This is a genomic window from Bacillus sp. ISL-4, assembly GCF_018613275.1.
In the GTDB taxonomy this organism is placed as follows: domain Bacteria; phylum Bacillota; class Bacilli; order Bacillales; family DSM-1321; genus Peribacillus; species Peribacillus simplex_E.
This window is the reverse complement of record NZ_JAGGQN010000069.1, coordinates 1-23,300: the sequence shown is the minus strand read 5'-3', so window position 1 is coordinate 23,300 and position 23,300 is coordinate 1. Positions and strand designations below refer to the sequence as shown.

21 protein-coding genes, 3 pseudogenes and 1 riboswitch are annotated in these 23,300 nt (G+C 35.8%); of the genes and pseudogenes, 19 read left to right on the top strand and 5 right to left on the bottom strand.

What is annotated here, in order from left to right; genetic code table 11:
* The first annotated feature begins 110 nt into the window (after nucleotides 1–110).
* Nucleotides 111–929 (top strand): annotated as a pseudogene (locus J7J00_RS26355) (ZIP family metal transporter).
* 581 nt (nucleotides 930–1,510) lie between these two features.
* Nucleotides 1,511–2,056 (top strand): TlpA family protein disulfide reductase, encoded by a 546-nt coding sequence (locus J7J00_RS26350; RefSeq protein WP_214795963.1) that lies wholly within the window; start codon nucleotides 1,511–1,513, stop codon nucleotides 2,054–2,056.
* A gap of 490 nt (nucleotides 2,057–2,546) precedes the next feature.
* Here the strand turns inward: J7J00_RS26350 and J7J00_RS26345 are convergent, their stop codons facing one another.
* Entirely contained in the window at nucleotides 2,547–3,104 is a 558-nt protein-coding gene (locus J7J00_RS26345; RefSeq protein WP_214795961.1) for a TVP38/TMEM64 family protein, read from the bottom strand.
* A gap of 323 nt (nucleotides 3,105–3,427) precedes the next feature.
* Here J7J00_RS26345 and J7J00_RS26340 point away from each other — a divergent pair, with 323 nt between their 5' ends.
* Entirely contained in the window at nucleotides 3,428–4,063 is a 636-nt protein-coding gene (locus J7J00_RS26340; protein WP_214795959.1) for a hypothetical protein, read from the top strand.
* On the top strand, nucleotides 4,026–4,349 hold the full coding sequence (locus J7J00_RS26335) for a plastocyanin/azurin family copper-binding protein (RefSeq protein ID WP_214795967.1): 324 nt from the start codon (nucleotides 4,026–4,028) through the stop codon (nucleotides 4,347–4,349). The genes J7J00_RS26340 and J7J00_RS26335 overlap by 38 nt, the downstream gene beginning before the upstream one ends.
* Before the next feature lie 196 nt (nucleotides 4,350–4,545).
* Here the strand turns inward: J7J00_RS26335 and J7J00_RS26330 are convergent, their stop codons facing one another.
* Nucleotides 4,546–4,872: a four-helix bundle copper-binding protein gene (locus J7J00_RS26330; protein WP_214795957.1), complete on the bottom strand. Its 327-nt coding sequence runs from the start codon at nucleotides 4,870–4,872 to the stop codon at nucleotides 4,546–4,548.
* Nucleotides 4,873–5,027: 155 nt separating this feature from the next.
* Between J7J00_RS26330 and J7J00_RS29080 the strand changes: the two are divergent.
* The 7 genes and pseudogenes from J7J00_RS29080 to J7J00_RS28730 all read left to right on the top strand — a co-directional run bounded on the left by J7J00_RS29080 (nucleotide 5,028) and on the right by J7J00_RS28730 (nucleotide 11,577).
* Nucleotides 5,028–6,400, top strand: a pseudogene (locus J7J00_RS29080) (sensor histidine kinase).
* Nucleotides 6,400–7,077 carry a response regulator transcription factor gene (locus J7J00_RS26320; protein WP_214795955.1) on the top strand — a complete coding sequence of 226 codons (678 nt, stop codon included), beginning with the start codon at nucleotides 6,400–6,402 and terminating at the stop codon, nucleotides 7,075–7,077. Before J7J00_RS29080 ends, J7J00_RS26320 begins: the two are co-directional and overlap by 1 nt.
* 44 nt (nucleotides 7,078–7,121) lie before the next feature.
* Nucleotides 7,122–8,042 (top strand): F510_1955 family glycosylhydrolase, encoded by a 921-nt coding sequence (locus tag J7J00_RS26315; RefSeq protein WP_214795953.1) that lies wholly within the window; start codon nucleotides 7,122–7,124, stop codon nucleotides 8,040–8,042.
* A gap of 94 nt (nucleotides 8,043–8,136) precedes the next feature.
* Nucleotides 8,137–8,730: a YdhK family protein gene (locus J7J00_RS26310; RefSeq protein WP_214795951.1), complete on the top strand. Its 594-nt coding sequence runs from the start codon at nucleotides 8,137–8,139 to the stop codon at nucleotides 8,728–8,730.
* Nucleotides 8,731–9,480: 750 nt separating this feature from the next.
* Nucleotides 9,481–10,179 (top strand): response regulator transcription factor, encoded by a 699-nt coding sequence (locus J7J00_RS26305; RefSeq protein WP_214795949.1) that lies wholly within the window; start codon nucleotides 9,481–9,483, stop codon nucleotides 10,177–10,179.
* Nucleotides 10,176–10,910 carry a HAMP domain-containing protein gene (locus tag J7J00_RS26300; protein WP_214795947.1) on the top strand — a complete coding sequence of 245 codons (735 nt, stop codon included), beginning with the start codon at nucleotides 10,176–10,178 and terminating at the stop codon, nucleotides 10,908–10,910. Before J7J00_RS26305 ends, J7J00_RS26300 begins: the two co-directional genes overlap by 4 nt.
* Entirely contained in the window at nucleotides 10,888–11,577 is a 690-nt protein-coding gene (locus J7J00_RS28730; protein ID WP_309487255.1) for a sensor histidine kinase, read from the top strand. Before J7J00_RS26300 ends, J7J00_RS28730 begins: the two co-directional genes overlap by 23 nt.
* 549 nt (nucleotides 11,578–12,126) lie before the next feature.
* On the opposite strand, the pseudogene asnB reads toward J7J00_RS28730, so the two are convergent.
* Nucleotides 12,127–14,023 (bottom strand): annotated as a pseudogene (gene asnB, locus J7J00_RS26290) (asparagine synthase (glutamine-hydrolyzing)).
* 300 nt (nucleotides 14,024–14,323) lie between these two features.
* Here asnB and J7J00_RS26285 point away from each other — a divergent pair.
* Nucleotides 14,324–15,013 (top strand): C40 family peptidase, encoded by a 690-nt coding sequence (locus J7J00_RS26285; protein ID WP_214795943.1) that lies wholly within the window; start codon nucleotides 14,324–14,326, stop codon nucleotides 15,011–15,013.
* A 58-nt stretch (nucleotides 15,014–15,071) separates the two neighbouring features.
* On the opposite strand, the gene J7J00_RS26280 is transcribed toward J7J00_RS26285, so the two are convergent.
* Nucleotides 15,072–15,800: an urease accessory protein UreH domain-containing protein gene (locus J7J00_RS26280; protein ID WP_214795941.1), complete on the bottom strand. Its 729-nt coding sequence runs from the start codon at nucleotides 15,798–15,800 to the stop codon at nucleotides 15,072–15,074.
* Between the two features lie 168 nt (nucleotides 15,801–15,968).
* A riboswitch (cobalamin riboswitch) is annotated at nucleotides 15,969–16,159 on the top strand.
* A gap of 154 nt (nucleotides 16,160–16,313) precedes the next feature.
* Between J7J00_RS26280 and J7J00_RS26275 the strand changes: the two genes are divergently transcribed.
* Nucleotides 16,314–17,111, top strand: coding sequence for a HoxN/HupN/NixA family nickel/cobalt transporter (locus J7J00_RS26275; RefSeq protein WP_214795939.1), 798 nt, complete (start codon nucleotides 16,314–16,316; stop codon nucleotides 17,109–17,111).
* Between the two features lie 128 nt (nucleotides 17,112–17,239).
* Here the strand turns inward: J7J00_RS26275 and J7J00_RS26270 are convergent, their stop codons facing one another.
* Complete coding sequence (locus J7J00_RS26270; RefSeq protein ID WP_286201594.1) at nucleotides 17,240–17,785, bottom strand: ZIP family metal transporter; 546 nt, start codon at nucleotides 17,783–17,785, stop codon at nucleotides 17,240–17,242.
* A gap of 195 nt (nucleotides 17,786–17,980) precedes the next feature.
* On the opposite strand from J7J00_RS26270, the gene J7J00_RS26265 reads away from it, so the two are divergent.
* From J7J00_RS26265 to J7J00_RS26240, 6 genes are all read left to right on the top strand, one after another.
* On the top strand, nucleotides 17,981–18,322 hold the full coding sequence (locus tag J7J00_RS26265; RefSeq protein WP_214795965.1) for a metal-sensitive transcriptional regulator: 342 nt from the start codon (nucleotides 17,981–17,983) through the stop codon (nucleotides 18,320–18,322).
* 17 nt (nucleotides 18,323–18,339) lie between these two features.
* Entirely contained in the window at nucleotides 18,340–18,546 is a 207-nt protein-coding gene (gene copZ / locus J7J00_RS26260; RefSeq protein ID WP_214795937.1) for a copper chaperone CopZ, read from the top strand.
* Between the two features lie 119 nt (nucleotides 18,547–18,665).
* Nucleotides 18,666–18,905, top strand: a complete 240-nt coding sequence (copZ, locus tag J7J00_RS26255) for a copper chaperone CopZ (protein WP_214795935.1) — start codon at nucleotides 18,666–18,668, stop codon at nucleotides 18,903–18,905.
* Between the two features lie 92 nt (nucleotides 18,906–18,997).
* A complete protein-coding gene (locus J7J00_RS26250) occupies nucleotides 18,998–21,418 on the top strand; it encodes a heavy metal translocating P-type ATPase (protein WP_214795933.1) in 2,421 nt (806 codons plus the stop codon).
* A 29-nt stretch (nucleotides 21,419–21,447) separates the two neighbouring features.
* The gene (locus tag J7J00_RS26245; protein ID WP_214795931.1) at nucleotides 21,448–22,326 is read left to right on the top strand and encodes a hypothetical protein; all 879 of its coding nucleotides are present in this window, start codon (nucleotides 21,448–21,450) and stop codon (nucleotides 22,324–22,326) included.
* Nucleotides 22,327–22,351: 25 nt separating this feature from the next.
* Nucleotides 22,352–22,687, top strand: coding sequence for a (2Fe-2S) ferredoxin domain-containing protein (locus tag J7J00_RS26240; protein WP_214795929.1), 336 nt, complete (start codon nucleotides 22,352–22,354; stop codon nucleotides 22,685–22,687).
* Nucleotides 22,688–23,300 lie beyond the last annotated feature (613 nt).

Here is a 23,300-nt window from a genome sequence, read left to right as displayed (position 1 = left end):
GAAACTATACTAACTCCAATAAAGACGAAAAGGGGCTACTTTACTTAATGATTTTCCTCGAGTTTATAAACTTTATCTTCTGAAATTTAGTTGGAAGGTGCTGAACTTAAGTGGTTGATTATTTCTCAACGTTAAATCCGGTAACTCAGGCATTAATTGGAACCCTGTTCACATGGGGCATGACGGCACTCGGTGCTGCTTTAGTATTCACAACAAAAACGATGAACCTAAAGCTATTTGATGGGATGTTAGGTTTTGCTGGTGGTGTTATGATTGCAGCAAGCTTTTGGTCGTTACTATCACCGGCCCTTTCTATGGAAAAGAGTGGTACTTTACCAGTGTGGAACCTGCAGCTATAGAATTTTTACTGGGTGGCGTTTTTTTATGGGGAGTTGATAAGATTGTTCCTCACTTGCATTCCAATTCATCATTGGAAGATGCAGAGGGGTTACATCTCAAAAGAAAGCGACGGAGCACTCTTCTTGTGTTGGCCATTACATTACACAACATACCAGAAGGTTTTGCGGTGGGGGTTGCATTTGATTTGGAGCTGTAGCAACGGGATTTCCGTCTGCTTCTTTGTCTGGTGCCATTGCTTTAGCGATTGGAATAGGTATTCAAAACTTTCCAGAGGGTGTTGCTGTTTCAATGCCTTTGCGCAGAGAGGGAATGTCCCGTCGAAAAAGCTTCTTATTTGGGCAGTTCTCAGGAATGGTTGAACCTATAGCCGCAGTGGTTGGGGTTATGGCAGTTACTCTAATTGAACCACTTCTCCCTTTGCATTAAGTTTTGCGGCCGGTGCCATGATCTTTGTAGTCGTTGAAGAGGTTATTCCAGGCTCTCATGAGAACGGAAATAAAGATTTCGAATCTATGTGCTTAATGATAGGGTTTACAATAATGATGATATTGGATGTAGCACTTGGGTAAGTGAAAAAATTTGTCCTGTGATTCCTGTCACGAAGATATTCAAATTCTAGAGTTAAAAATAGAATTTATTTAATTTACACAAGGCTTACGAAGAAGTAATACCATTAAATTATAGGGGTAGATACCAACCAAAAAAAGCTTGGATGATATCCAGGCTTTTTTCGTTATTAAGCTTATATAAATGATCATTTGGTGGAAAAAGGGGAGGGGGAATATCAAGTAATTAGTGGTTGTAAAAAGTGTTTTATTGGCATCTTCCATACAATAATGAATTACTCACTCAGGTAATTATGGGCGCCTTGGTTTTTTTCATAAAATCTGCAAATTTAACGTGTAAAATAGCCTCAAGAATTCATAATAAGAAATGGAGGATGTAAGAAGGGGTGCTGCAGCAAAAGAAAAACCAGGAAAAAGGAAAGGATTTCATCTGTGGTTTTTTTTATTATGTGGTCCGTATTTATTGTTTTGATAGCCTGCTTTACTAAAGCAATTTAGAATGTTTGTGACTCTGACAAGGAAAGTACAGATGGGCAATAAAATAAAAATCTATTCTTTTGCTATTAGATCTGGAGGGGAGTATTGTGAAAAAATTACTAAGCGGTATATTATTATTTGCTTTATTATGGACTTTTGTTACTACAATCAATAAGGAAAATAGCCTAACCACTTCCGCAGAAAATAAGATGGAAGAGGCTCCCCAAATAAATTTCAAGAGGCCTAGTTTTACACTAAAGGCGTTAGACGGAAAAATATACTCTACATCCGATGTATCTAAACCTTTGGTGATTAATTTTTGGGCCTCATGGTGTAGCCCATGTAAAATAGAAGCCCCGGAGTTAGTAAAATTAAACGAAAGATACGGGAATAAGGTAGATATTTATGCTGTTAACATCACATCTGGCGACTCTATAGATGGTGTTCGGAAATTTGCTGAAACCTATGGATTTAAATTTCCAGTTTTACTTGATGTTGATGATGCTGTGTCTAATAAGTATCATATCCAAGCTATTCCAACTACCTTATTTATCAATAAAGATGGAATTATTGTTGATCAAATAATGGGTTTTTCTGGAGAAAAAATATTTGAAGAAAAATTTCAAAGACTAGTCGAAAATGAGGTTAAATAAAATAGGAAGCATTCGGAGGAGTTGAAGGCAAGGGATTCTTAGAGAACTTTATGCTTCTAGATTTTGTATATCGATGGGATTTATCATCATCCTAATTTTTAATATGAGTCACTATGGAATTAAGCAGGGTTTTTACTTTTACTTTCTTTAGCAATATCCGTCAGTGGGAAATGTTTGTGTCTTATCTAATTTGGTATTCCTTTGGAAGGATTTTATAGAAGGAATGCGTACCGACTCGCTAATGCTATTTGATGTAATCTGAATGGCACAACTCATGTCCCTGGTACTGATTTTAGGTTCCGTAATCATTAAGATAATTCAAGGAGAAAGGGCTATGCCCCTAAAGAATACAGGATGCCTGAATAGGAGACCTGTTATTGTAGAGGAAAATTGAATCCATCCTTGTCAATTCTTTGTGGGATTATTATTGATAAGTACTTTGAAGAGAGGCTGATTTACGAATCTGCCTCTTTTTTTAATAGGAAAAAACCTAAACGCCTTTTTGCTTTCTTTTTATCAACCAATAGATCACCAAAATCAACAATGAAGCTATAAATAACGAAACTTTCCCTTCAGCTTCCCAGGATAACACTTCTTTAACCGAGTAACCTTCTAGTAGCATTGCTGGAATTTTTCCTACAGCACTTGCCAAGGTAAAGTAAAGTATGCTGATTTGACTTAAGGCTGCCCCGAGATTGATCAATCCCGATGGCATAAAAGGAAATAGTAGAAGTGATACAACTAATATAAATGCCTCTTTTCCTTTTGACCGCATGAGTTTATTGAGGTATTTTGAATTCGCAGGAATGGGATGTTTCACATATTGAATTCCTTTTCTATATAAGAGAAAGCTAAGACCGGCACCTACGCACTCGCCAATATAGGAAATGAATATCCCTGTTTCAAATCCAAAAAAAGTAATATTACTAGCTGTTAAAAAAACACTGGGTATTACTCCGAATATACTTATAACAATATTAAGGATAATACTCACAAAAATTGAAAAAGGTCCCGACTGTGAAAACCAATAAAAGAATAATTCTTCCATTCTTGTACCTTTCCTAATCATTATTACATTCATTTTAACCCTAGACAGTTAATCATGACCTTCTCTTGCACAATGTGCACAGTACAGGGAATGATCTTCTTCAGGTATTTAATTTGTCTTTTGGATTAATGGATAAAACCATGTACCTTTATTAAAAACCCTAAAAAGAAATCAAAGAAATAAATGTGAAGAAAGTTTGCAGTCTTTATTAAGGTTATAATGATATTTACATTTACAACCTAAGTTATATCTGCCTTTTATAAGTCTTTTTTTTGGTTAGTTTCATAGGTATGTACAAACTTACTTTTTAGGTAGGAATCCTCTTGTCTCATTCCCTGCTTTGGATATTAATCGTTTCAGTAGGATTGTTGGTAGGCATCTTCATGTTGGGAGCGGTTTTGAACAAACAAATAAGACTAATGTCGGGTATGATGGTCTCTATGGCTACAGGAATGGTTACTGGAATCGTTGGTGGTACCATCATTGCCATATATCATTCAGGAGATTTATTTCCATCTACGGTATGGGGAATTCTTTTAGGAATACTTATTGGATTTATAACGGGACTGCCTTTCGGAATTTTAGCTGTAACAGATGGTGTATTGTCCGGTCTAATGGGAGGAATGATGGGGGCCATGCTTGGGGAAATGCTCCCCTCTGAAAATATTGAACAGCTATTAAAGATTTTATTTATTCTCTTTATCAGTGTCCATCTACTTTTGATTTATCTCCTTTTGTCTGAAATGAGAGAAAAAGAAACCAACATGATGGTCAAGTTATTGAAGAATCCCTTATTTTCTGGTGGATTTTTGATCTTCTCAATCTATTTATTAAACTTTACTGGACCAATTATGGAAAAGGATATCGGAAACGAGCAACATCAACACAGCCAGGAAATTGTACCAAAAGCAAACATAAGTAATCCCTTTTGCCTTAGAGATCAAAGCGATAGATTTTAGATATGAGCCAGGAAATATATCTATTAACCAAGGGGAAGAGTATGAATTTACATTGAAAAATGATGGGAAAGACGAGCATGATATAAATATTGTTAGTCGTGATGAGTTTTATAAAAATAATAATGCAGAAAATTTCCATAGAGAGGGTAACTTTCATATATATGCTAAAGCAGGAGAGTCTGTTTCAGCAAAAATAAACTCCCTGCCTGCGGGAAACTATATATTTTATTGTACGATTCCTGGACATAAGGAAGCGGGAATGATTGGGGAAATTAAAGTTATATAGCTAAATGAAGTATCTTGCAACCGATAAAGAAACGATCCTATATTTACTAGATAAAAAACATGGGACAATTAATTTAATAAGTAGAACCATTTCGTATTTATTAAAAGGAGGGTAAATAGAAAAACCCATCTCCAAATTAAAGTTTTGGAAATGTGTTTTCTGGGGCCAACCGTAAGTTATTATAGTTCATCCTTCATTAAACGGCCATTTTACGGCATGCTTCTGCACATCTGAAGCATACTTCCGCGCATTTTTGACAATGATCATGATCGTGCTTTTTGCATTCGTTTCCACATTCTTCACAAATGTCGGCGCAAAGCTGACAAATCTGATGGGCAAAGGGGCTGTTGGACTGCATGGCTTTAGCTGCTAATACGCAAATATCAGCACATTCCCTATCTAATCTAATACAAGAAGCCATCATTTTTAGATCTTCTTCCTTTAGGCATGCATTATAACAAGTGTTGCAGGCCTCCATGCATTCAAGACATGCTCTAATACAATCCTCATATGTGGTATTCATAATAAAACCTCCTAAGTATTTTGTGATCAACACTCATATTCTACCCAGTTCAACTATTATTTTAACGAAATATCAAAAACTCCTTAAAAACTGCACATTTTTTTGATATTTTTTCATTATGATGGTGACAGTAATTCGAAAAAGCGGTGATTAATTTGAATAAAATATCCCTGAAATTCGGGCTCTGGTTCTTAGGTGCCATGCTTATTCTTGAAATATTTTTGTTCTTTTTTCTCCATACAAGCATTGTAGATTCCAGAATAGAAGAAGAATTAGCTGCACTTCAGGCAAGAGGCAATAGTCATCGGGACGTGCTTGAAAATTCCTATAAAGAGGAAACATTACATCACATTGCTGTAATGGAAGCAAAAGCTGATACAGAGGTCATTATCACGGATCAAAATCAAAACATTATTATTACATCCTCGAAATTAGATAATGAAGAGCAAAAAATTTTAACCAAAGAAATAGGGCAAGTACCACGTGATGGAGAGACACTGGAAAACAGGTGGAAAAGTGAAAAGTATATTTCCACGGTTACTCCTTTTAAAATTAACCAAAATCAAAAAGGGTATGTGTACATGTTCCGGAGTACGGATCAGATTCAAAGTTTAATTTCAAGACTGAACCATCATTTTATTGCAGGTGCCATCATGATTCTTTCTTTAATGGCCATAACGATCCTATTTTTATCTAAAGCTTTGACGACGCCTCTGATCAGGATGAAGCGGGCTACTGAAAAGCTTAGCAAGGGTGACTTCTCTGTCAATCTCCCTGACATGGGTGATGATGAGCTGGGAGAGCTATCCAGATCCATAAAAATTCTTGCCGAGGACTTAAAACACCTAAAAGAAAAGAAATGAGTTTTTGGCCAGCATTTCTCATGAGTTAAGAACACCCCTTACCTATATTAAGGGATATGCGGATGTATCAAGGAGAAAAGATATAGACGAAACCATCCGTGATCAGTATCTTAGCATTATTTTTGAGGAAACAAAAAAATTGTCTGATATGATAAAAGATTTATTTGATTTGGCTAAGTTAGACAAAAATACCTTTGTCATAAATCGCATGGAAGTAGAGCTTTGGTTCCTTTTTACACTCTATATATGAGAAGATGCTACCTGCTTTTAAGGAAAAAGAAATGGAACTTGTCGTTGAATGCAAAAAAAATGTAAATGTCATAATAGATCCTATGAGATTTGAACAGGTAATTTTTAATTTATTAGATAATGCGATCAAATATTCAGATCCCAATACGAAAACAAGTATATCTGTAAAAAGTGAAAATGGAATGGTATTGCTGATTATAAAAGATGAGGGCTATGGGATTCCTAAAGAGGACCTTTCTTATATCTTTGATCGTTTTTATCGAGTGGATAAATCTAGATCTAGGGACACTGGAGGGTCAGGACTTGGACTATCCATCGTCAAAGAACTAATAGAAGCACACGATGGTACGATAGAGATAAAAAGTGAACAAGGAAAAGGGACAGCCTTTTATATTTCGTTAAAGGAGTTGCCGTAATGAAAACCTTATTGCTTGTAGATGATGAAGCAAGAATGCTTGATTTGTTGAATATATACTTATCTCCCGTTTATCACTGCATCAAGGTGAACTCCGGACATGAAGCCGTTGTTCATATGAAAAATTTATATGCCGATTTAATTTTATTAGATGTGATGATGCCGGAAATGGATGGTTGGAGTGCTTGCGCCAAAATTAGAGAATTCTCTAAAGTACCCATTATTATGCTGACGGCCCGAAATGAAAAATCAGATGTAGTTAAGGGTTTCCAATTAGGGGCAGACGATTATGTAACAAAACCATTTGATGAGGGGGAATTACTGGCTAGAATAGATGCACTTTTTAGAAGAATGGATGATAAAGACCCGAAGGCAGTTCATTTCAAGGGATTGAAGTGGGATGAGGAATCTCATGAATTGACGTATGAAAAACAGCAGATTCAACTCACTCCAAAGGAGTTTTCCTTACTGGGGATATTATTGAAAAACCCAAATAAAGTCTTTTCTCGGGCGCATTTACTGGAAAGCATTTGGGAGAATAAAGCTTTTACCGAGGATAGGACGATAGACTCCCATGTCCGTAATATCCGAGATAAATTAAGACAGGCAAAATTTCCTGTAGATCTGTACCTTTCAACAGTTTGGGGAGTTGGATATAAGTGGGTACCAAAGGAATAGCGAAAATCTTGTAAAGCAGAACAAATAAGACAGGAGGAATTTCATTGAAACAATTAAAATGGGGCTTATTTTCTATCACATCTATGACGTTACTTTTAGCGGCTTGCTCAATTGATGAGCAAAAGGAGTATTTTGTTAAAGCAGAGAATGAAAAAATTGAGCATATTCATGGAGCAGGATACTGGAGTGAAGAGGGAACCCCAGTTATAGCAACCCATGGAGGGCCATTCGAATATAGGGATGGGGCCTGGTACAAAACATCACGTAACAACCATGATTACATGGGATTCCAAACAATAAAAGACGGTTTTTATTCAAGCGGGCACCCAGAAGAGGGTTCTGATTTGAAAAATCCTTTAGGTCTTGTGAAAAGTGCGGACAAAGGGGAAAATATGGAAAAGCTTGCTTTCTATGGAGAAACAGACTTTCATTACTTAGGGGCCAGTTATGAAACCGGTACCGTTTATACATATAATGAAGCTAAAAATTCTAAAATAGGACCAGGCTTTTTTTATTCCAAAAATAAAGGGGAAGACTGGACACAATTAGAGCTCAACGGGATGACTTCTACCGCTATTGGGGGCCTTGATATCCATCCATCAAAGGATAACATGATTGCCATTTATGGAGAGGAAGGAGATTTTTTATCTGAAAACTATGGAAAGGACTTTTCACTAATCCCGACAACTTCGCTGGTGACTTCATTAGCCTTTAAGGAAGATTCCATGGTCTATTCCATGCTTGAAAATGACAAAGTGAGCCTTCATGAAATAAGTTTGAATGATAAAAAGGATACTTCATTAGTTGCCCCTTCTTTGGATAAGGAAAACATACCGATTTACCTAGAGGTTAACCCATTGAAAGAAGGCGAAATGATGATGGTAACCACTAATAATGATGTGTTTGTTAGCAAAGGGCTGGAGAAGAAGTGGAATAAAATCCTATCCAACGGGGAAACAGAGTAAGATGCTCAGTTTATCTTTTTCATGAGCGTGCTCCACAATTTCTGCACATATTATTGGTATGATATTGACTAAAGCCAAAGGAGGAATCTTTTACATGTTGAAAAAAAGAATGAAAATGTCCATCATCTTATCGTTATTTGCATCCCTTTTCTTAGTACTGGGTGCCTGCTCTAACGCGAATGATGAAAACAAAGAAAGCACAGAGAAAGCAGAAAACAAAGAGAACATGGAAGGCATGGATCATGGTAATATGGACCATTCTAGCTCAGAAGAAGTTCCTGAAGGTTTGAAAGAAGCAAAGAATCCAACCTATGAAGTTGGAAGTCAAGCCATTCTCGAAACAGATCACATGGAAGGTATGAAGGGTGCCAAAGCAACGATTGTGGGTGCCTATGATACGACGGCCTATGCTATTTCGTATACTCCGACAACTGGTGGAGAAAAAGTGGAAAATCATAAATGGGTTATCCAGGAAGAGATTAAAGATGCTGGTGACAAACCGTTAAAACCTGGAATGGAAGTTACAGTAGATGCAGCTCATATGAAAGGGATGGATGGCGCCACAGCTGTAATTGAATCAGCAAAAGCAACGACTGTGTATATGGTTGATTACATGCCGACTACAGGTGGAGAAGAAGTTAAAAATCATAAATGGGTAACAGAAAGTGAATTATCACCGGGAAAATAATGTTTGAGAAAAATGAACATATGTTTTAACCATAAAAAGAGCATATTCCTTAAAGGAATAAGCTCTTTTTACTTGAGGTTATTTTAAGGTTTTTTAAGCATTGAAGAGTAACTCCAAGAATCTAATCACAAAAGATTTTCGCTTATGACATCGCTAGTTCATATGCGGCTTTTAAAATAAATTAAGAAATGTTCAGGAAGACCGGGGAGATTGACGCTATTCTCCCTTCTTTTATTATTTATCCGGATTAATATGGGGAACTGTTTGGTTCTTTATTAGTTTATAAAAAGATTGAATTACAACGTAAGAGAAAGTAAATGGAACTGTGAATACGATTTCCTAACATAAATCCGATTAATATCTTGCTTTAAAAAATGGGCACCTTAGCTTTGGAGAAAGAGATGTAATTTCCTAAAGGTGAAAAAAACGTTTAGTTTTTTGAACGAATTTTTTATAAGATAGTACCTTTGGGGTTATTCGATGTTTTTTTATAAACAAATTTAGTCCTTTATTCTAATGTAAATTATCTCAATAATATTGCCTAATGATATTACTAAATCTCCATATTTTCTGCATGAATATTTTATATAATCGAATGGGTATCCATTTTTAATTAAGGAAGTCACTTGTAAATGAATTATAGGGAAACTATTATGAACCTTTTAGAAGGATGTTAAAAAATGAACTTTGACCTGTATAATTAATTTCCTTTCTGCTAAAAACGAAATATTCCTTTGGAGGGTCATTAGAATGAAAAGAAATGTATTAGTTGTTGATGATGAATGGAATATGTTAAATCTAATAAAGATACATTTATCTAATAATTATAATATTATCGTTTCGAACAATGGCCATGAGGCTTTGAAATACCTAGATAAGCAATCATTTGAATTAATTATCTTAGATATTATGATGCCGTATATAAGTGGTTGGGAAATGTGTGAAATTATTAGAGAAAAATATAATATACCGATTTTAATGCTAACAGCGCGGAATGAATTGAAAGATAAAGTTCGTGGATTAGAGATAGGGGCCGATGATTATCTAGTTAAACCTTTTGCATTTGAGGAATTGGCAGCCCGTGTTCATGCATTAATCCGAAGGTCCATAGTAAAACAAACTATTGAACCAAAAGAGCAAGTAATAATTTCAAGTGGTTTAGAAATCCATTATGAAAGCAGGAGAGTAAAAATAGAGGGTGAAATAGTGGAATTCACTCCAAAGGAGTTTGATTTATTGTGGCTATTGGCTAGTAATTCGACCCAAATTTTTACTCGTGAATTATTGCTGGACAAAATATGGGGAATACATGATGAGCGTGAATTTCGAACAGTGGATACTCACATTAAGAACATAAGAGTGAAGTTAAGGGATACTCAGTGCAAATCAAACCCGATAAAGACAGTTTGGGGAATCGGCTATAAATTTGAGGATATGGGCAAGCCATGAAGAACATCAAAATTAATAGTATAGGTAGTAAGTTAGGCATTACTATAATGATTTTATTTATGTGTATTTTAGTGCCCTTAGGCTATGTAATAGATAGAATATTTTTCGGTTTCTATTATGGTCAAACACATGAATATATTGATGAAGTTTCTTTAGACCTGACAAACTCCATAACATATCTCGATGATCAAAATGAATTGGGAATATACGAAAAAATGGCGAATCATACGAAAACTGAATTAGTGATCGTCGATAAAGCTGGTAAGGTACTTACAACCTCCAACCTTTATAAAAAAGGGACGCGTTTTAACCCTGACTTGTTGTCTAAGATTAAAAAAACGAATAAAATTCACCAGGATTATGTGGATCCAAAAACTAAAAATTTTTATTTTTTATCCGGACGCCCAATTATAATAAATGAAAATGTTGAAGGTGGAGTTTTTGTATTCTCCTCCTTAGATTCCATTCATGATTCGATTCATAAATTAAGGACTTACCTTGTTATTGCCATTTTAAGTGCATTATTGCTTGCTGCAGGTTTTACTTTCTTTGTATCCAAGAAGCTATCAAAGCCTCTTATTGATATGGAAAAGATAACAAGGCGGATCTCAAAAGGCGATCTTAATATAAATATAAAAAAATCGTCTAACGATGAAATTGGATCTCTCGCTCAAGCCATTAATGACCTTGCCATAGAACTAAAGGAATATCGGACGAATAGAAAGAAGTGAATTTTTAGCAAATATTTCTCATGAGCTTAGAACCCCTATATCTTATTTATCTGGATATGCTTCGGTGATAAGAAAAAATCTATACAATAATGACCAGGAAAAGGAAGAGTACCTATCTATTATAGAGAATGAAGCCTCGAGACTGACACTTCTCATTAATGATTTGTTTGAACTGTCAAAAATGGAAGAAAACAAGATTGAATTATATAAAGAATGGATTGATGTCGAGGAATTAATTGAAGGGGTACTGAACAGGTCCAAACTGAGCGGAAATAAGAAAAATGTTGCTTTGAAATATGAACCCGGGAAACATTTGAAAATGATTTTATCTGATGGGATGAGATTAGAACAAATCCTAACTAACCTTATCGAAAATTCTATAAGATACACAAATCATGGGGGAATTGTTATTATTTCCAGTGCAAATAAGGATTTCGTCATTATTACTATCAAAGACACAGGAATAGGGATACCTCCAAATGATTTGCCCTTTATTTTCGAGCGGTTTTATCGAGTAGAAAAATCTCGATCTAGGCAAATGGGAGGGACTGGTCTTGGACTAGCTATCGTTAGGGAGTTGGTCAACGTATTGGGAGGGACGATTGAAGTTAATAGTGCAATTGGACAAGGGACTGAATTTATCATTACCCTTCCAATAGAAGTATAGAAGTAATGTGTAGGGCTAAACAAACCGTTTAGTCTTTTTTTATGCTATGTTAAACATTTATATTGATGTATAAAAGAGGGTAAATGGACCTGAAAATTGGCTTTTGAATGCTTTCTTTAACTATGCACTCCAGATACTATGACAGAACCACATGCCATCCAACCCATTTCATAATAATAAAGAGTGCTTAAATTTTGAGTCCAGACATGCAGGAATCCCTTTCATCCATAATAGAATAATCGCGGATTTTATAATAAAGGGGGACAAACATAATTTCAGTTCTATTTTTTATGATATTCCAGTTTGGGTAATTATAAATACAAGGTACAAGCTTTTGCCTCCGAGGGATTTTAAAACCTGGGATACGCCAAAAGGTGAAGTAAGCATTTCTTATCGGGAGCATTCAGTGGTCATTACCGGGTATGATAATGATTAAATTTACTTTAATGATCTATTAACTGGCGAAAAGAATAAAAAGGCACCCATGCAAGATTTCATAGATGCATGGATGCAAATGGGAAACAGGCGATTACTTTTATTAATGAATGATCAGTTCGTTGCTAATTGCCCAATCTTTTGTCTTGATGGTTCAAATTCATATAAATGTTCTACATAAATTTGATGCCATACCATAAAGATTAAAATAGTCCATAGTTTACGGCTATTGTCGATTCTAACCTGAACATGATTGTCTAATAGTTTTAAGATTTCCTGTTTGTTAAAAATATAATCAGTAGGGCTATTATGGATTAACTGAATGGCCCAATCGTAAAGTTCTGATTTCAACCAATGGCGGATGGGGACAGGGAAACCAAGTTTCTTTCTGCTCCATACATGCTCTGGTACTATACCTTCTGCAGCTTTACGAAGGATATATTTAGTCGTGCCATTTCGTACTTTTTGATTGCTGCTAACTTTTGATGCGATATTAAAGACATGTTTGTCCAAAAAGGGTACTCTCACTTCTAGAGAGTTTGCCATGGACATTTTATCGGCTTTTAATAAAATGTCTCCCTTTAGCCAAGTATGAATATCAATATTTTGCATTTTTGTAATAACGTCATAATCTAAAGAACTTGAATAGATTGAACCCGTCACTTTTTCATTCTCCAAATTGTTTAGATAATTCACAAGCAAAAGTTTTTTCTCTTTTTCATCGAACATATTTGCGTTTCCGATATACCGTTCTTCTAAGGGTGTAACCCCCCGTTCTATAAAGCTCTTTCCTTTTACTCCATCTGGTAGTGCTGAGGAGAGGGCTATTAAAACATGTTTTACTGGAGACGGGATATAGGAAAACATGCGAAGGGATTGAGGTTCCCCTGTATATGTTATAACCGCCGAATAATTCATCTGCACCTTCACCGGACAAGGCAACCTTGACTTGTTTCCTCGCTTCCCTCGCGACAAAGTACAAAGGCACAGCAGCAGGGTCTGCTAAAGGGTCATCCATATGCCAAATGATTTTTGGTAGCTCAACAAGAAACTCTTCAGGACTTATAACATAACTAATATTTTCTACATTTAGAGCATTGGCCGTTTCTTCTGCAACGTTTATTTCGCTATATCCTTCTCTTTCAAAACCTACGGAAAAGGTTTTGATATTAGGGTTAATCTGTTTCGCTATAGAAACGATAAATGAAGAATCGATTCCTCCAGATAAGAAGGAACCAACTGGAACATCACTCCTCATATGTACGTTTACTGAGTCTATCAAGGTATCCTGTACTTCTTTGATTAACTTGGAATCTTCCGTATTTGAGGGTTGGAAATTCGGTTTCCAGTATTTATTAATGTCCATTTTTCCCCCTGGCTTTTTAGTGAAGAAATGTCCAGGTGGTAGCTTTTTAATTGATTTAGTAAGCGTTCCAGGTTCTGGTACATATTGAAAACTGAGATAATGTTGTAATGAATGTGCGTCTAACTCTTCACTGATTACCGTAAGTATACTTTTTTTCTCGGACGCAAAGTAAGTAGTTTCATCTTTCTCGCAATAGAAAAAGGGTTTTATCCCAAAGTGATCCCTTGCGCCAAAAAGTTTTTCTTCTACTTTGTCCCAAATGACAAAAGCGAACATCCCACGCAGTTTACGAACAGATTGCTCTTTTATACTACTATAGAGGGCTATAATGACTTCTGTATCAGAATCTGTCGTAAATTCGTGGCCTTTATCGATTAATCCCTTCCTTAGCTCAATATAATTATAAATTTCCCCATTAAAAATAATCCAGTATCTTTCATTTTCATATGAAAGGGGCTGATTACCATTTTCTATATCGAGGATGCTTAATCTTCTAAAGCCAAAATTCACAAATTCATCGAAAAAATATCCCTCATCATCCGGGCCTCTATGGGTAATGATGTTATTCATCTTTTTCAATTTTTCCCTTATATCTGAATGTTTGGCTTTAGGCTCATTATGAACACATCCGACAAAACCGCACATAAAATCCACCTACCTATTGTTATTTTCGTCTCAGTTCCTTGAAAACCTTTAAGGAACTACAAGAAACATAACAACAAAATATGTAGAAATTATGGAGTTTACATAAAAATTGTAATTAATTTTAGGGTGCACTATAGTCATATCGTTTTTTGGAAGAAGTTTGGGCTATTATAGTTATTTTGTCATTTATGCACACATTCTGCATAAATTTGTAATGATAATGTAAATTCAGGTAAATATGTATGTCACTTAAGGATGATAAAATTATAAAAAAGAGATTTTATCGGGGGAAAATAGTAAATGAAAAAAATTATATCTTCATTTGTTGTAACCGGTGTTGTGACTGGTTTGTTGCTTTCAAATCCATTGGTTAGTAATGCTGCATTAGGTGATCGGACGTTAAAAAGCGGTATGACTCATACAGATGTAAAACAATTACAAGAGAATTTAAAGAAAAAAGGGTATTTTAATACAGATACAACTACATATTTTGGGACAATTACTAAAAGTTCAGTAGTGAAATTTCAAAAAAGCAAAGGCTTGAAAGCTGACGGTATTGTAGGTCCGAATACATATAAAGCATTGGGCGTAAAAAAGCAGACTGCCAAACCAGCTAATGTGGGTTCAACCAATAAATCTACAGCGTTAGTGAAGGAAGCAAAAAAATATATGAATGTACCGTATGTTTGGGGCGGGAGTACGCCAAAAGGTTTTGATTGCAGCGGATATCTAAAATACGTTTTCGAAAAAAGTACAGATATCACTTTGCCAAGAACGGTATCCGAAATATATAAAAAGGGGACAAAGGTGTCCAAACCCCAAGTTGGGGATCTGGTCTTTTTTGAAACCTATAAACCTGGTGCCTCACATGCGGGTATTTATATCGGGGATAATCAATTTATACACAGCTCCTCATCTGGTGTAGGTATTTCCTCCATGGATAATAGTTATTGGGAAAAAAGATATTTAGGAGCGAAAAGAATGTTATAAAAAGATAACGGCCAGTTCTTTTATAAAAGAGACTGGCCTTGTTGTTTTTTATAGTAATCTACCAATAGGTGACGATATCGAGAAGTCCTATGATGATGATGACCACTCCTGCACATTTTTGAACGGTATTGCCAAACTTCTTCCCTTTTTTTATTAAGGATCCTTCTGCGCCAAAACTCCAAATTAATAATAGAATGATAAGGAGGGGTAAAGCAGTCCCAATCCCAAAAATGGGTATCAAGGCAAAACCGTATGTAGTCGATAATACCAAAGGCATAAGTTGTACAAAAAATAGGACAAACATGGTTGGACAAAAGGCGACAGAGTAGCTTATGCCTAATAAAAGGGCTCCTAATTTCCCGTTTGAATGTTGGAATCCCCTCCACTTAAAAAAATGCGAAACCCAAATGAATTTTAAATAACCTAATAGAAGAAGGCCAACGATTATGTTTAATAATCCAATACTTTTGCGAAAATACGCTAAATAAGTGGTTAGGGTAGATTGAAACTCTCTTCCTAATAACCAAATCAAAACTCCAAAGAGGGAATATACCACTAGTTTTCCCAGGATGAATAAGGATATTTCCACCCAAGGGGTTTTCTTCCCCACTGCCTTATTTCCGAAATAGGCTATAGAAGTGAAATTTCCAGTAATCTGACATGGTGCTAAGGAACCGAGGATACCTAATAGTAAGGCTCCTATAAGGGGAAAGGCCATTGAACTATTCGTCAATTGTAAGATAGGATCAGAGAAAAATTGGCTAATTTTATTTAGGAAGTCGTACATGAATATCTCCTTTCAAGAATCGATGCCTTATTTTAGCAAATGTTTTTCAAGAAAGTATGCAGAAAAGATTTTTTTATATTCTTCACCTATTTTCATTGAACAGGATTCTTTACCTTAAAAAATATGATGTTAAATTCTAAGGATAACTAGTATAATGAGTTAAAATATTATATTGTAAGCAAACTAGGTGCCCTTGTAAAAACGAGGGGTAATAGGGAATCGGGTGTAAGTCCCGAGCGGTCCCGCCACTGTAATTAAGGAGTTCTCTATCATTTATGTCACTCAACGATATAGTTGGGGAAGACGATAGAGTGCGATGATCTAAAAGCCAGGAGACCTACCTAGATTGCACACCGAACTCTTCGCGGAAAGGAGTGGTGTACGAAAATGAAGCGACAATTATATTCTGCCAATTTGTCGTCTATTTACACGTACCCATAAAGCCCTCAATCTGTCAAAGGTTGAGGGTTATTTAGTGTTAATTGTATTCATACGACTAGGAGGATATTATGTATGGAAAATCTGTCACTTATATTTTTTGTTTTTGTATTAGGTCTTCGTCATGGGTTAGATGCGGATCATTTAGCCTTTATCGATGGACAAACCCGATATAATTGGAGAATGGGCAGTCCAGTGGCCCGGTGGGTAGGGACATTGTTTGCTTTTGGTCATGGAGGGGTAGTCGCGATTATAGCTGTAATTCTTGGGATGGTAATGAACGACTTTACATTTCCTGCTTATTTTAATCAATTTGCATTATGGGTCTCAATCACTTCTCTATTTTTAATAGGAACAATGAATATCTATAATCTTCTACGTACAAAAGCTAATAATGATGAGTTTCAACTGTGTGGGATAAAGGGGAAATTCATTTCGAAAATTGCGAAGGGAACAACTAATCCTTTTCTCATTATTTTAGTGGGGGCTTTATTTGCTCTAGCTGCTGAGACTGTAAGTCAAACAGCTATTTGGTCCCTTGCGGCCGGTAATTCGGGTGAGTACATGCCTTTGGTTTTGGGACTTGTTTTTATGTTAGGGATAATGATTACCGATACGATTGATTCATTGGTTGTGTATCGAATGATTAATCAAACTAACAAGCTCGGACAATCAGCTTCAAGAGTAATGGGATGGATGATTGTCGTTCTAGCATACGGAGTGTCCTTTTATCAAGCCTTCACATTTTTTAATCCTTGGGCGGAGCTTGATTTTGAAATTCTAGGAGTTGTACTTTTTCTTTCATTAATCTTTTCTTTTGTATTTGTAAGTGTACGGTCTAGGGGAAAGACTATTGAAATAAATAAAAACTAATAGTTATTTCCACAAGGACAGGTTTTATCCATTTTTCGAATGATTGTTATAGTGTTGAGAGCTGTTCTATAATGAAGCGCGAGAGATAACTAAATGATATGAACTAGGGAAGCTATTAACGATTCTTGTTAACAGCTTTTTTCGTCTTTAAACCAACAAAGCCAGACCATAAGGAGAATATCCTTTCTTTTCTTGCTTTCTTTGTTGAAACTGATAAAGCTGATCAATAATAAGAAGGTTAAGGAAGCTCCAATAATGACAACCATATTGCCCTGGAATACAGAAGGAGCTTCTGCACCAATTTCAAATCCATCAGCTAGAGTCCCAACAAATAAAAATAAAAGCAGTCCTACGGTAAGGGCAAGGATTGAATTAATCCACTTTCGTGAGAAACGTTTCATAAATGGATACCACAATAAACCTAAAGTAATCGGGACAATCCCAACGTAAAAGCCTATTAAGCCGTAGTTCAAAACATTGCTCCAGTTGGTTTCTGGAGTAAGCGTAGCAACTGCAACTTCACCTTCCGTGATAATCCCATTCTCTGTGATTAATTTAATGGTATGTGGATCACCTTCCACCCATGGGTAAGCGATGGTCACCATTCCTTCTTCAAATCGTTCAAGTTTTGCTTGAGGAGAGACACTGAAATTCCACACCGAATCATTGAACAAAGATCCTTAAGAACGATATATTGAAGCAAAAAGGGTGGGAATGGATCTAATCCTTTCCTTATCCATAGGGAATCATCCAAGAGTTATAAAAAATACTATGTCCAATAACTATTTTTTAAGTATAAATAAAAAGGGCTTTACATACCATAGAGGGGTATAGTATTATTTCGTTAAAGGAGTTGAGAAAAATTGTCAATGAATTCAGATAGTCTTGATAATATTGTTGAAATCGATTCATGTTGCTCATCAGAAAGTGAAAGGAAAAGTCACCATTCAGATAATGTGAAAAATAATTTAGTAACAAGATTAAATCGAGTTGAAGGACAAATCCGAGGAATAAAAGGGTTAATTGAAAAAGATACGTACTGTGACGATGTAATTACACAAATAGCTGCGACCCAATCAGCTTTAAATAGTGTTGCCCGAATTTTACTGGAGGGTCATTTGAAAAGCTGTGTTCTTGAAAGAATTCAAGAGGGAGATACAGAGGTTTTAGATGAGGTACTGGTTACATTTCAAAAATTAATGAAAAAATAGAAGGAGTTTGAGTTATTATGGAAAAAAATACTTTAAATGTTAAGGGTATGTCTTGTGGACATTGCATTAAAGGGATTGAAGGTAGTGTAGGGAAATTATATGGAGTTAACTCTGTGAAAGTAAACTTGGATTCAGGAACTGTTGAAGTGGAATTTAATTCAAATGAAGTAACCCTTGATTCTATTAAGGAAACAATTGACGACCAGGGTTATGATGTACAATAACATGAATAAAGAACGTGCTGATTAAAGCACGATTTCTTTCTGAAATTCATATACTATACCAGGGTATGGTTTATATTATTAAAATAGATCATCTAACATAAATTAAGGAGGACAAAAGAATGGAGAATGTAATATTAGCAGTGAAAGGAATGTCATGTGGGCATTGTATTAATTCAATTGAAGGGAACGTAGGAAAAATGAATGGAGTTCATTTTGTAAAGGTTCACTTAAATGAAGAAAAAGTAGATGTATCATTTGATTCGAAAGTAGTTTCTTTAAAGGGGATTACTGACATTATAGAGGACCAAGGTTATGATGTAGAGCTGAGTAAATTACCTAAAGATCAAAGTTGTCACTAAGGAATTGAAAAAACGTGCTGTCTCGCCCCGGCACGTTTTCTTCCCTAAAAAATATACCCCACTGTAGTATGTGGTGATAGGAGTGTAATGAGATGAGCGATAAAAAAGAAACAACACTTCAAATAGCTGGCATGACGTGTGCTGCCTGTGCAGTGAGAATAGAAAAAGGTCTCAAAAAAATTGATGGAGTAGAAGATGCAAGTGTGAATTTTGCTTTAGAAAAAACAAAAGTAACTTTTGATCCATCCAAATCAAGTGTTAACCAACTTAAAGATAAAGTTGAATCCTTAGGGTTTAAATTGGTTAGTGAAAAAGCTGAATTTGATATATCTGGTATGACATGCGCAGCATGTGCTAACAGGATTGAAAAACGTTTAAACAAGTTGGATGGAGTACAAAATGCAACTGTAAATTTCGCTTTAGAATCAACCCTTGTAGAATATAATCCTGATGAAGTTTCGGTCCCAGATATGAAGGATGCCATAAAGAAATTGGGTTATCGTTTAGAACATAAGCAAGAAACTACAGGCGAAAAGGTTGATCATAGACAGAAAGAAATTGAGAAACAAACAGGAAAATTCATATTCTCTTCTATTTTGTCCATCCCTTTACTTTGGGCGATGGTCAGTCATTTTGAATTTACATCTTTTATTTGGCTACCAGAGATGTTCATGAATCCATGGGTGCAACTCGCACTTGCGACTCCTGTTCAATTTTTAGTTGGAGGTCAGTTTTACGTAGGCGCCTTTAAAGCATTAAGGAATAAAAGTGCAAACATGGATGTTTTAGTTGCACTTGGAACCTCTGCAGCTTATTTCTATAGTGTTTACTTAAGCATTCTGTCAATAGGGTCCGATGCTCACATGGTTGAATTATATTTTGAAACAAGTGCAGTGTTAATTACTCTCATTATATTAGGTAAGTTATTTGAAGCAAAAGCAAAGGGACGTTCTTCGGAAGCCATTAAAAAGCTTATGGGTTTGCAAGCCAAAACAGCCACTGTTTTAAGAGACGGTCAAGAAATGAATTTACCTATCGAAGAGGTAATAGCTGGAGATATCGTTTATGTTAAACCAGGTGAAAAGGTACCTGTAGACGGAGAAATATTTGAAGGGAGATCTGCCCTAGATGAGTCAATGATTACAGGTGAAAGTATTCCTGTTGATAAAACAGTAGGAGATTTAGTAATTGGCTCAACCATTAACAAAAACGGGTTTCTGAGGGTTAAGGCAACAAAGGTAGGAAAGGATACCGCCTTAGCTCAAATTATCAAAGTAGTCGAAGAAGCACAAGGAACAAAAGCGCCTATTCAACGCTTAGCCGATGTCATCTCAGGAATATTTGTCCCTATTGTAGTGGGTATAGCGATTATTACGTTTTTGGTGTGGTACTTTGTTGTAAGTCCGGGAGAGTTTGCAGTAGCTCTTGAAAAGTTAATTGCCGTATTAGTTATCGCATGTCCATGTGCTCTAGGCCTAGCTACTCCTACGTCCATTATGGCAGGGTCAGGTCGAGCAGCTGAATATGGGATTTTGTTTAAAGGCGGGGAGCATCTTGAAACGACCCATCGATTGGATACAGTGATCCTTGATAAAACGGGAACTGTAACAAATGGAAAACCAACACTTACAGATGTTATTCTTTCAAATGGATTTGAAGAAAAGGAATTTTTAAAGTTAGTCGGTGCTGCAGAAAGAAATTCTGAACATCCGTTAGCTGAGGCAATTGTTGAGGGCATTAAAGAAAAAGGTATTGCACTAGGCAGCTCTGAACATTTCGAAGCCATTCCTGGCTTTGGAATCGAATCTAAAGTTGAAAGCAAATCCTTGCTTATCGGAACGCGCCGACTTATGGAGAAAAATAACATTGATTTTGGGAACATATTACCTAAGATGGAAAACTTAGAAAAGCAAGGTAAGACCGCAATGCTAGTCGCAATTGATCATCAATTTGCTGGAGTGATTGCAGTTGCAGATACAATTAAGAATACTTCTCAAAAAGCGATTGAAAGGCTAAAAAATATGGGTCTTCAGGTTGTTATGATTACAGGGGATAACAAGCAGACAGCTCAAGCGATTGCAAATGAAGTCGGAATTGACCATGTTATAGCAGAAGTCTTGCCAGAAGGAAAGGCAGAGGAAGTTAAAAAGCTTCAAAAAGCTGGAAAGATAGTGGCGATGGTCGGTGATGGAATTAACGATGCACCAGCGTTAGCTACTGCAGATATTGGCATGGCCATCGGTACTGGTACTGATGTAGCAATGGAAGCTGCTGATATTACCTTAATCAGAGGAGACTTAAATAGTATTGCCGATGCCATCTTTATGAGTAAAATGACGATTCGAAATATCAAGCAAAATTTATTTTGGGCATTTGCTTATAATGCTATAGGAGTTCCAATTGCAGCACTAGGATTTCTGGCACCATGGCTGGCAGGAGTAGCAATGGCATTTAGTTCAGTTTCAGTTGTTTTAAACGCACTCAGATTACAAAGGATTAAGTTAAAAGGATAATCTATCTATTTAAAAGAGAGGGTTTTTTCATGAGACAAAAAAACATGTTGACCTGGGCGATTTCAGCCATTGTGTATCTTGGATTAGTAATTGGCGGTTATTCCATATATGCAAGCTTGAACAGTAATAACGATCACACGGATACCCATGCGGTAAAAACAAATGGTAACGAGGAAAAAGAATCTATTAATGAGCAAGCACATAACGATAATCATACGAGCAAAAAAAGTGATGGTAAGGATTCAGGGCATTCAAATCATGTAGCTCATTCAGAAAGTGAAGTGGTCACAAACGTAAAATATGAAGAAGGTTTAATTACCATTGATGTGAAGGATAAAGATCAAAATTCACCTAAATTAGAAATATCACATGAAAAGATTATGCATTTAATTATTGTAAGTGCCGACTTAGAAGATTATTACCATCTACATCCTGAGAAAAAAGGAAATGGCATATATACTCAGAAATTCGACCTACCTGAAAACTCTTATAAAGTGTTTGTCGATATTAAACCAAAAAACCTTGCCTATCAGGTTAGTTCGGTAGAACTGCAGGTGGGTAAAGGTCATGGTGAACATGTGAAAAACTCACTAAAGGTTGATACAAACTTAACAAAAACAATCAATGAAAAAACAGTTGAATTAACAACTACAGAGCTAGGATTAAACAAAGATGTGACGTTAAGCTTTGATACGAAAGGGATTACTCCAGAGCCCTATCTGGGGGCTTTAGGCCATGTTGTTATTTTGGATGATAAGGGTGAGAAATTTGTTCATGTGCACCCTACATCAGAAGAAAAGACACAATTTGAAACAAAATTTGATAAGCCTGGGATCTACAAAGTGTGGGGAGAATTTAAATTTGATGGTAAAGTCAATAGCTATCCATTTGTTATAGAGGTCAAATAAAAAGGAAAAACAAAGGGGGATTTTTATGAACTTAGATGGGATTAGCAAACATCTATTAATTTGCAACGGGAAAACATGCACGAAAAATGGAGCAGAAGAAGTAACTGAGACCATTAGAGGAGAATTGAAAAACTTAGAGCTGCAAAAGGAGATTCACACAACAAAAACTTTATGTAACGGCCAATGCAAGTATGGTCCGATCGCTGTTCTATATCCACAAGGAACCTGGTATAAAGAAATGAATAAAACAAAAAGTGAAGAACTTATTCGTCAATTGAAAGAAAGCGACAATGTTCATTTAGGTTCTGAACTTTATTACCATGATGGGAAAACATTTAAGAACCATGAAAGTGAACTGTAACATCTTATCTCTATATAGAAAAAGGCGTTTCTGTAATAACAGGGCGCTTTTCTGGAAGAAAAAAATGTGCGATTTCAATAATCTGGAAGTAGTGGAATAAGAAAATTTTTTATGGACTGATCGTTTTTTACCGATCAGTCCATATTTCTACCAATAAAGTTTACCCTATTTAGAATGTGAAGGTTTCTACTTAAACTAACGGGGCAGGTTAGCATTCCTGTAGAACGTTAATTATCAGCTTATTTGCGTGATGAAATGATGGTTGAAATAAAGTTTTAATGTAAGAATAATGGGGTAGTAAATGTTTACAGAGGAAAAAATGGGGTAATGAAAAGGGTTTGGTGGCTAGTGGGATATTTAAAACGGGTAGTTACCTATTGTTCAAAGCAGGACAGTAATGTTAATCAAGAAATTAGTTTTAGAGAATTTAACGGTACTAAAGAATTATCATTGACCTGTACTGGGATTAAAGATAGTTGCAAAGATTGTTTCATCGTTAAACTTTATAGAGAACCTATGGAAACTGATTGTACTAAGGTACGTTAGCTGTAGACCAGAGCAGTCTTTAAGGCAGCTTTTTCTTTATGGAATAACGGGGCAGCATTCCTGTAAT

What these genes read in the sequence shown, in the direction of transcription:
- J7J00_RS26345 (WP_214795961.1), bottom strand. Translation starts at nt 3,104, where the DNA reads ATGGAAGAATTATTCTTTTATTGGTTTTCACAGTCGGGACCTTTTTCA.
- J7J00_RS26330 (WP_214795957.1), bottom strand. Translation starts at nt 4,872, where the DNA reads ATGAATACCACATATGAGGATTGTATTAGAGCATGTCTTGAATGCATG.
- J7J00_RS26320 (WP_214795955.1), top strand. Translation starts at nt 6,400, where the DNA reads ATGAAAACCTTATTGCTTGTAGATGATGAAGCAAGAATGCTTGATTTG.
- J7J00_RS26310 (WP_214795951.1), top strand. Translation starts at nt 8,137, where the DNA reads ATGTTGAAAAAAAGAATGAAAATGTCCATCATCTTATCGTTATTTGCA.
- J7J00_RS26305 (WP_214795949.1), top strand. Translation starts at nt 9,481, where the DNA reads ATGAAAAGAAATGTATTAGTTGTTGATGATGAATGGAATATGTTAAAT.
- J7J00_RS26300 (WP_214795947.1), top strand. Translation starts at nt 10,176, where the DNA reads ATGAAGAACATCAAAATTAATAGTATAGGTAGTAAGTTAGGCATTACT.
- J7J00_RS26285 (WP_214795943.1), top strand. Translation starts at nt 14,324, where the DNA reads ATGAAAAAAATTATATCTTCATTTGTTGTAACCGGTGTTGTGACTGGT.
- J7J00_RS26280 (WP_214795941.1), bottom strand. Translation starts at nt 15,800, where the DNA reads ATGTACGACTTCCTAAATAAAATTAGCCAATTTTTCTCTGATCCTATC.
- J7J00_RS26275 (WP_214795939.1), top strand. Translation starts at nt 16,314, where the DNA reads ATGGAAAATCTGTCACTTATATTTTTTGTTTTTGTATTAGGTCTTCGT.
- J7J00_RS26265 (WP_214795965.1), top strand. Translation starts at nt 17,981, where the DNA reads ATGAATTCAGATAGTCTTGATAATATTGTTGAAATCGATTCATGTTGC.
- copZ (WP_214795937.1), top strand. Translation starts at nt 18,340, where the DNA reads ATGGAAAAAAATACTTTAAATGTTAAGGGTATGTCTTGTGGACATTGC.
- copZ (WP_214795935.1), top strand. Translation starts at nt 18,666, where the DNA reads ATGGAGAATGTAATATTAGCAGTGAAAGGAATGTCATGTGGGCATTGT.
- J7J00_RS26250 (WP_214795933.1), top strand. Translation starts at nt 18,998, where the DNA reads ATGAGCGATAAAAAAGAAACAACACTTCAAATAGCTGGCATGACGTGT.
- J7J00_RS26245 (WP_214795931.1), top strand. Translation starts at nt 21,448, where the DNA reads ATGAGACAAAAAAACATGTTGACCTGGGCGATTTCAGCCATTGTGTAT.
- J7J00_RS26240 (WP_214795929.1), top strand. Translation starts at nt 22,352, where the DNA reads ATGAACTTAGATGGGATTAGCAAACATCTATTAATTTGCAACGGGAAA.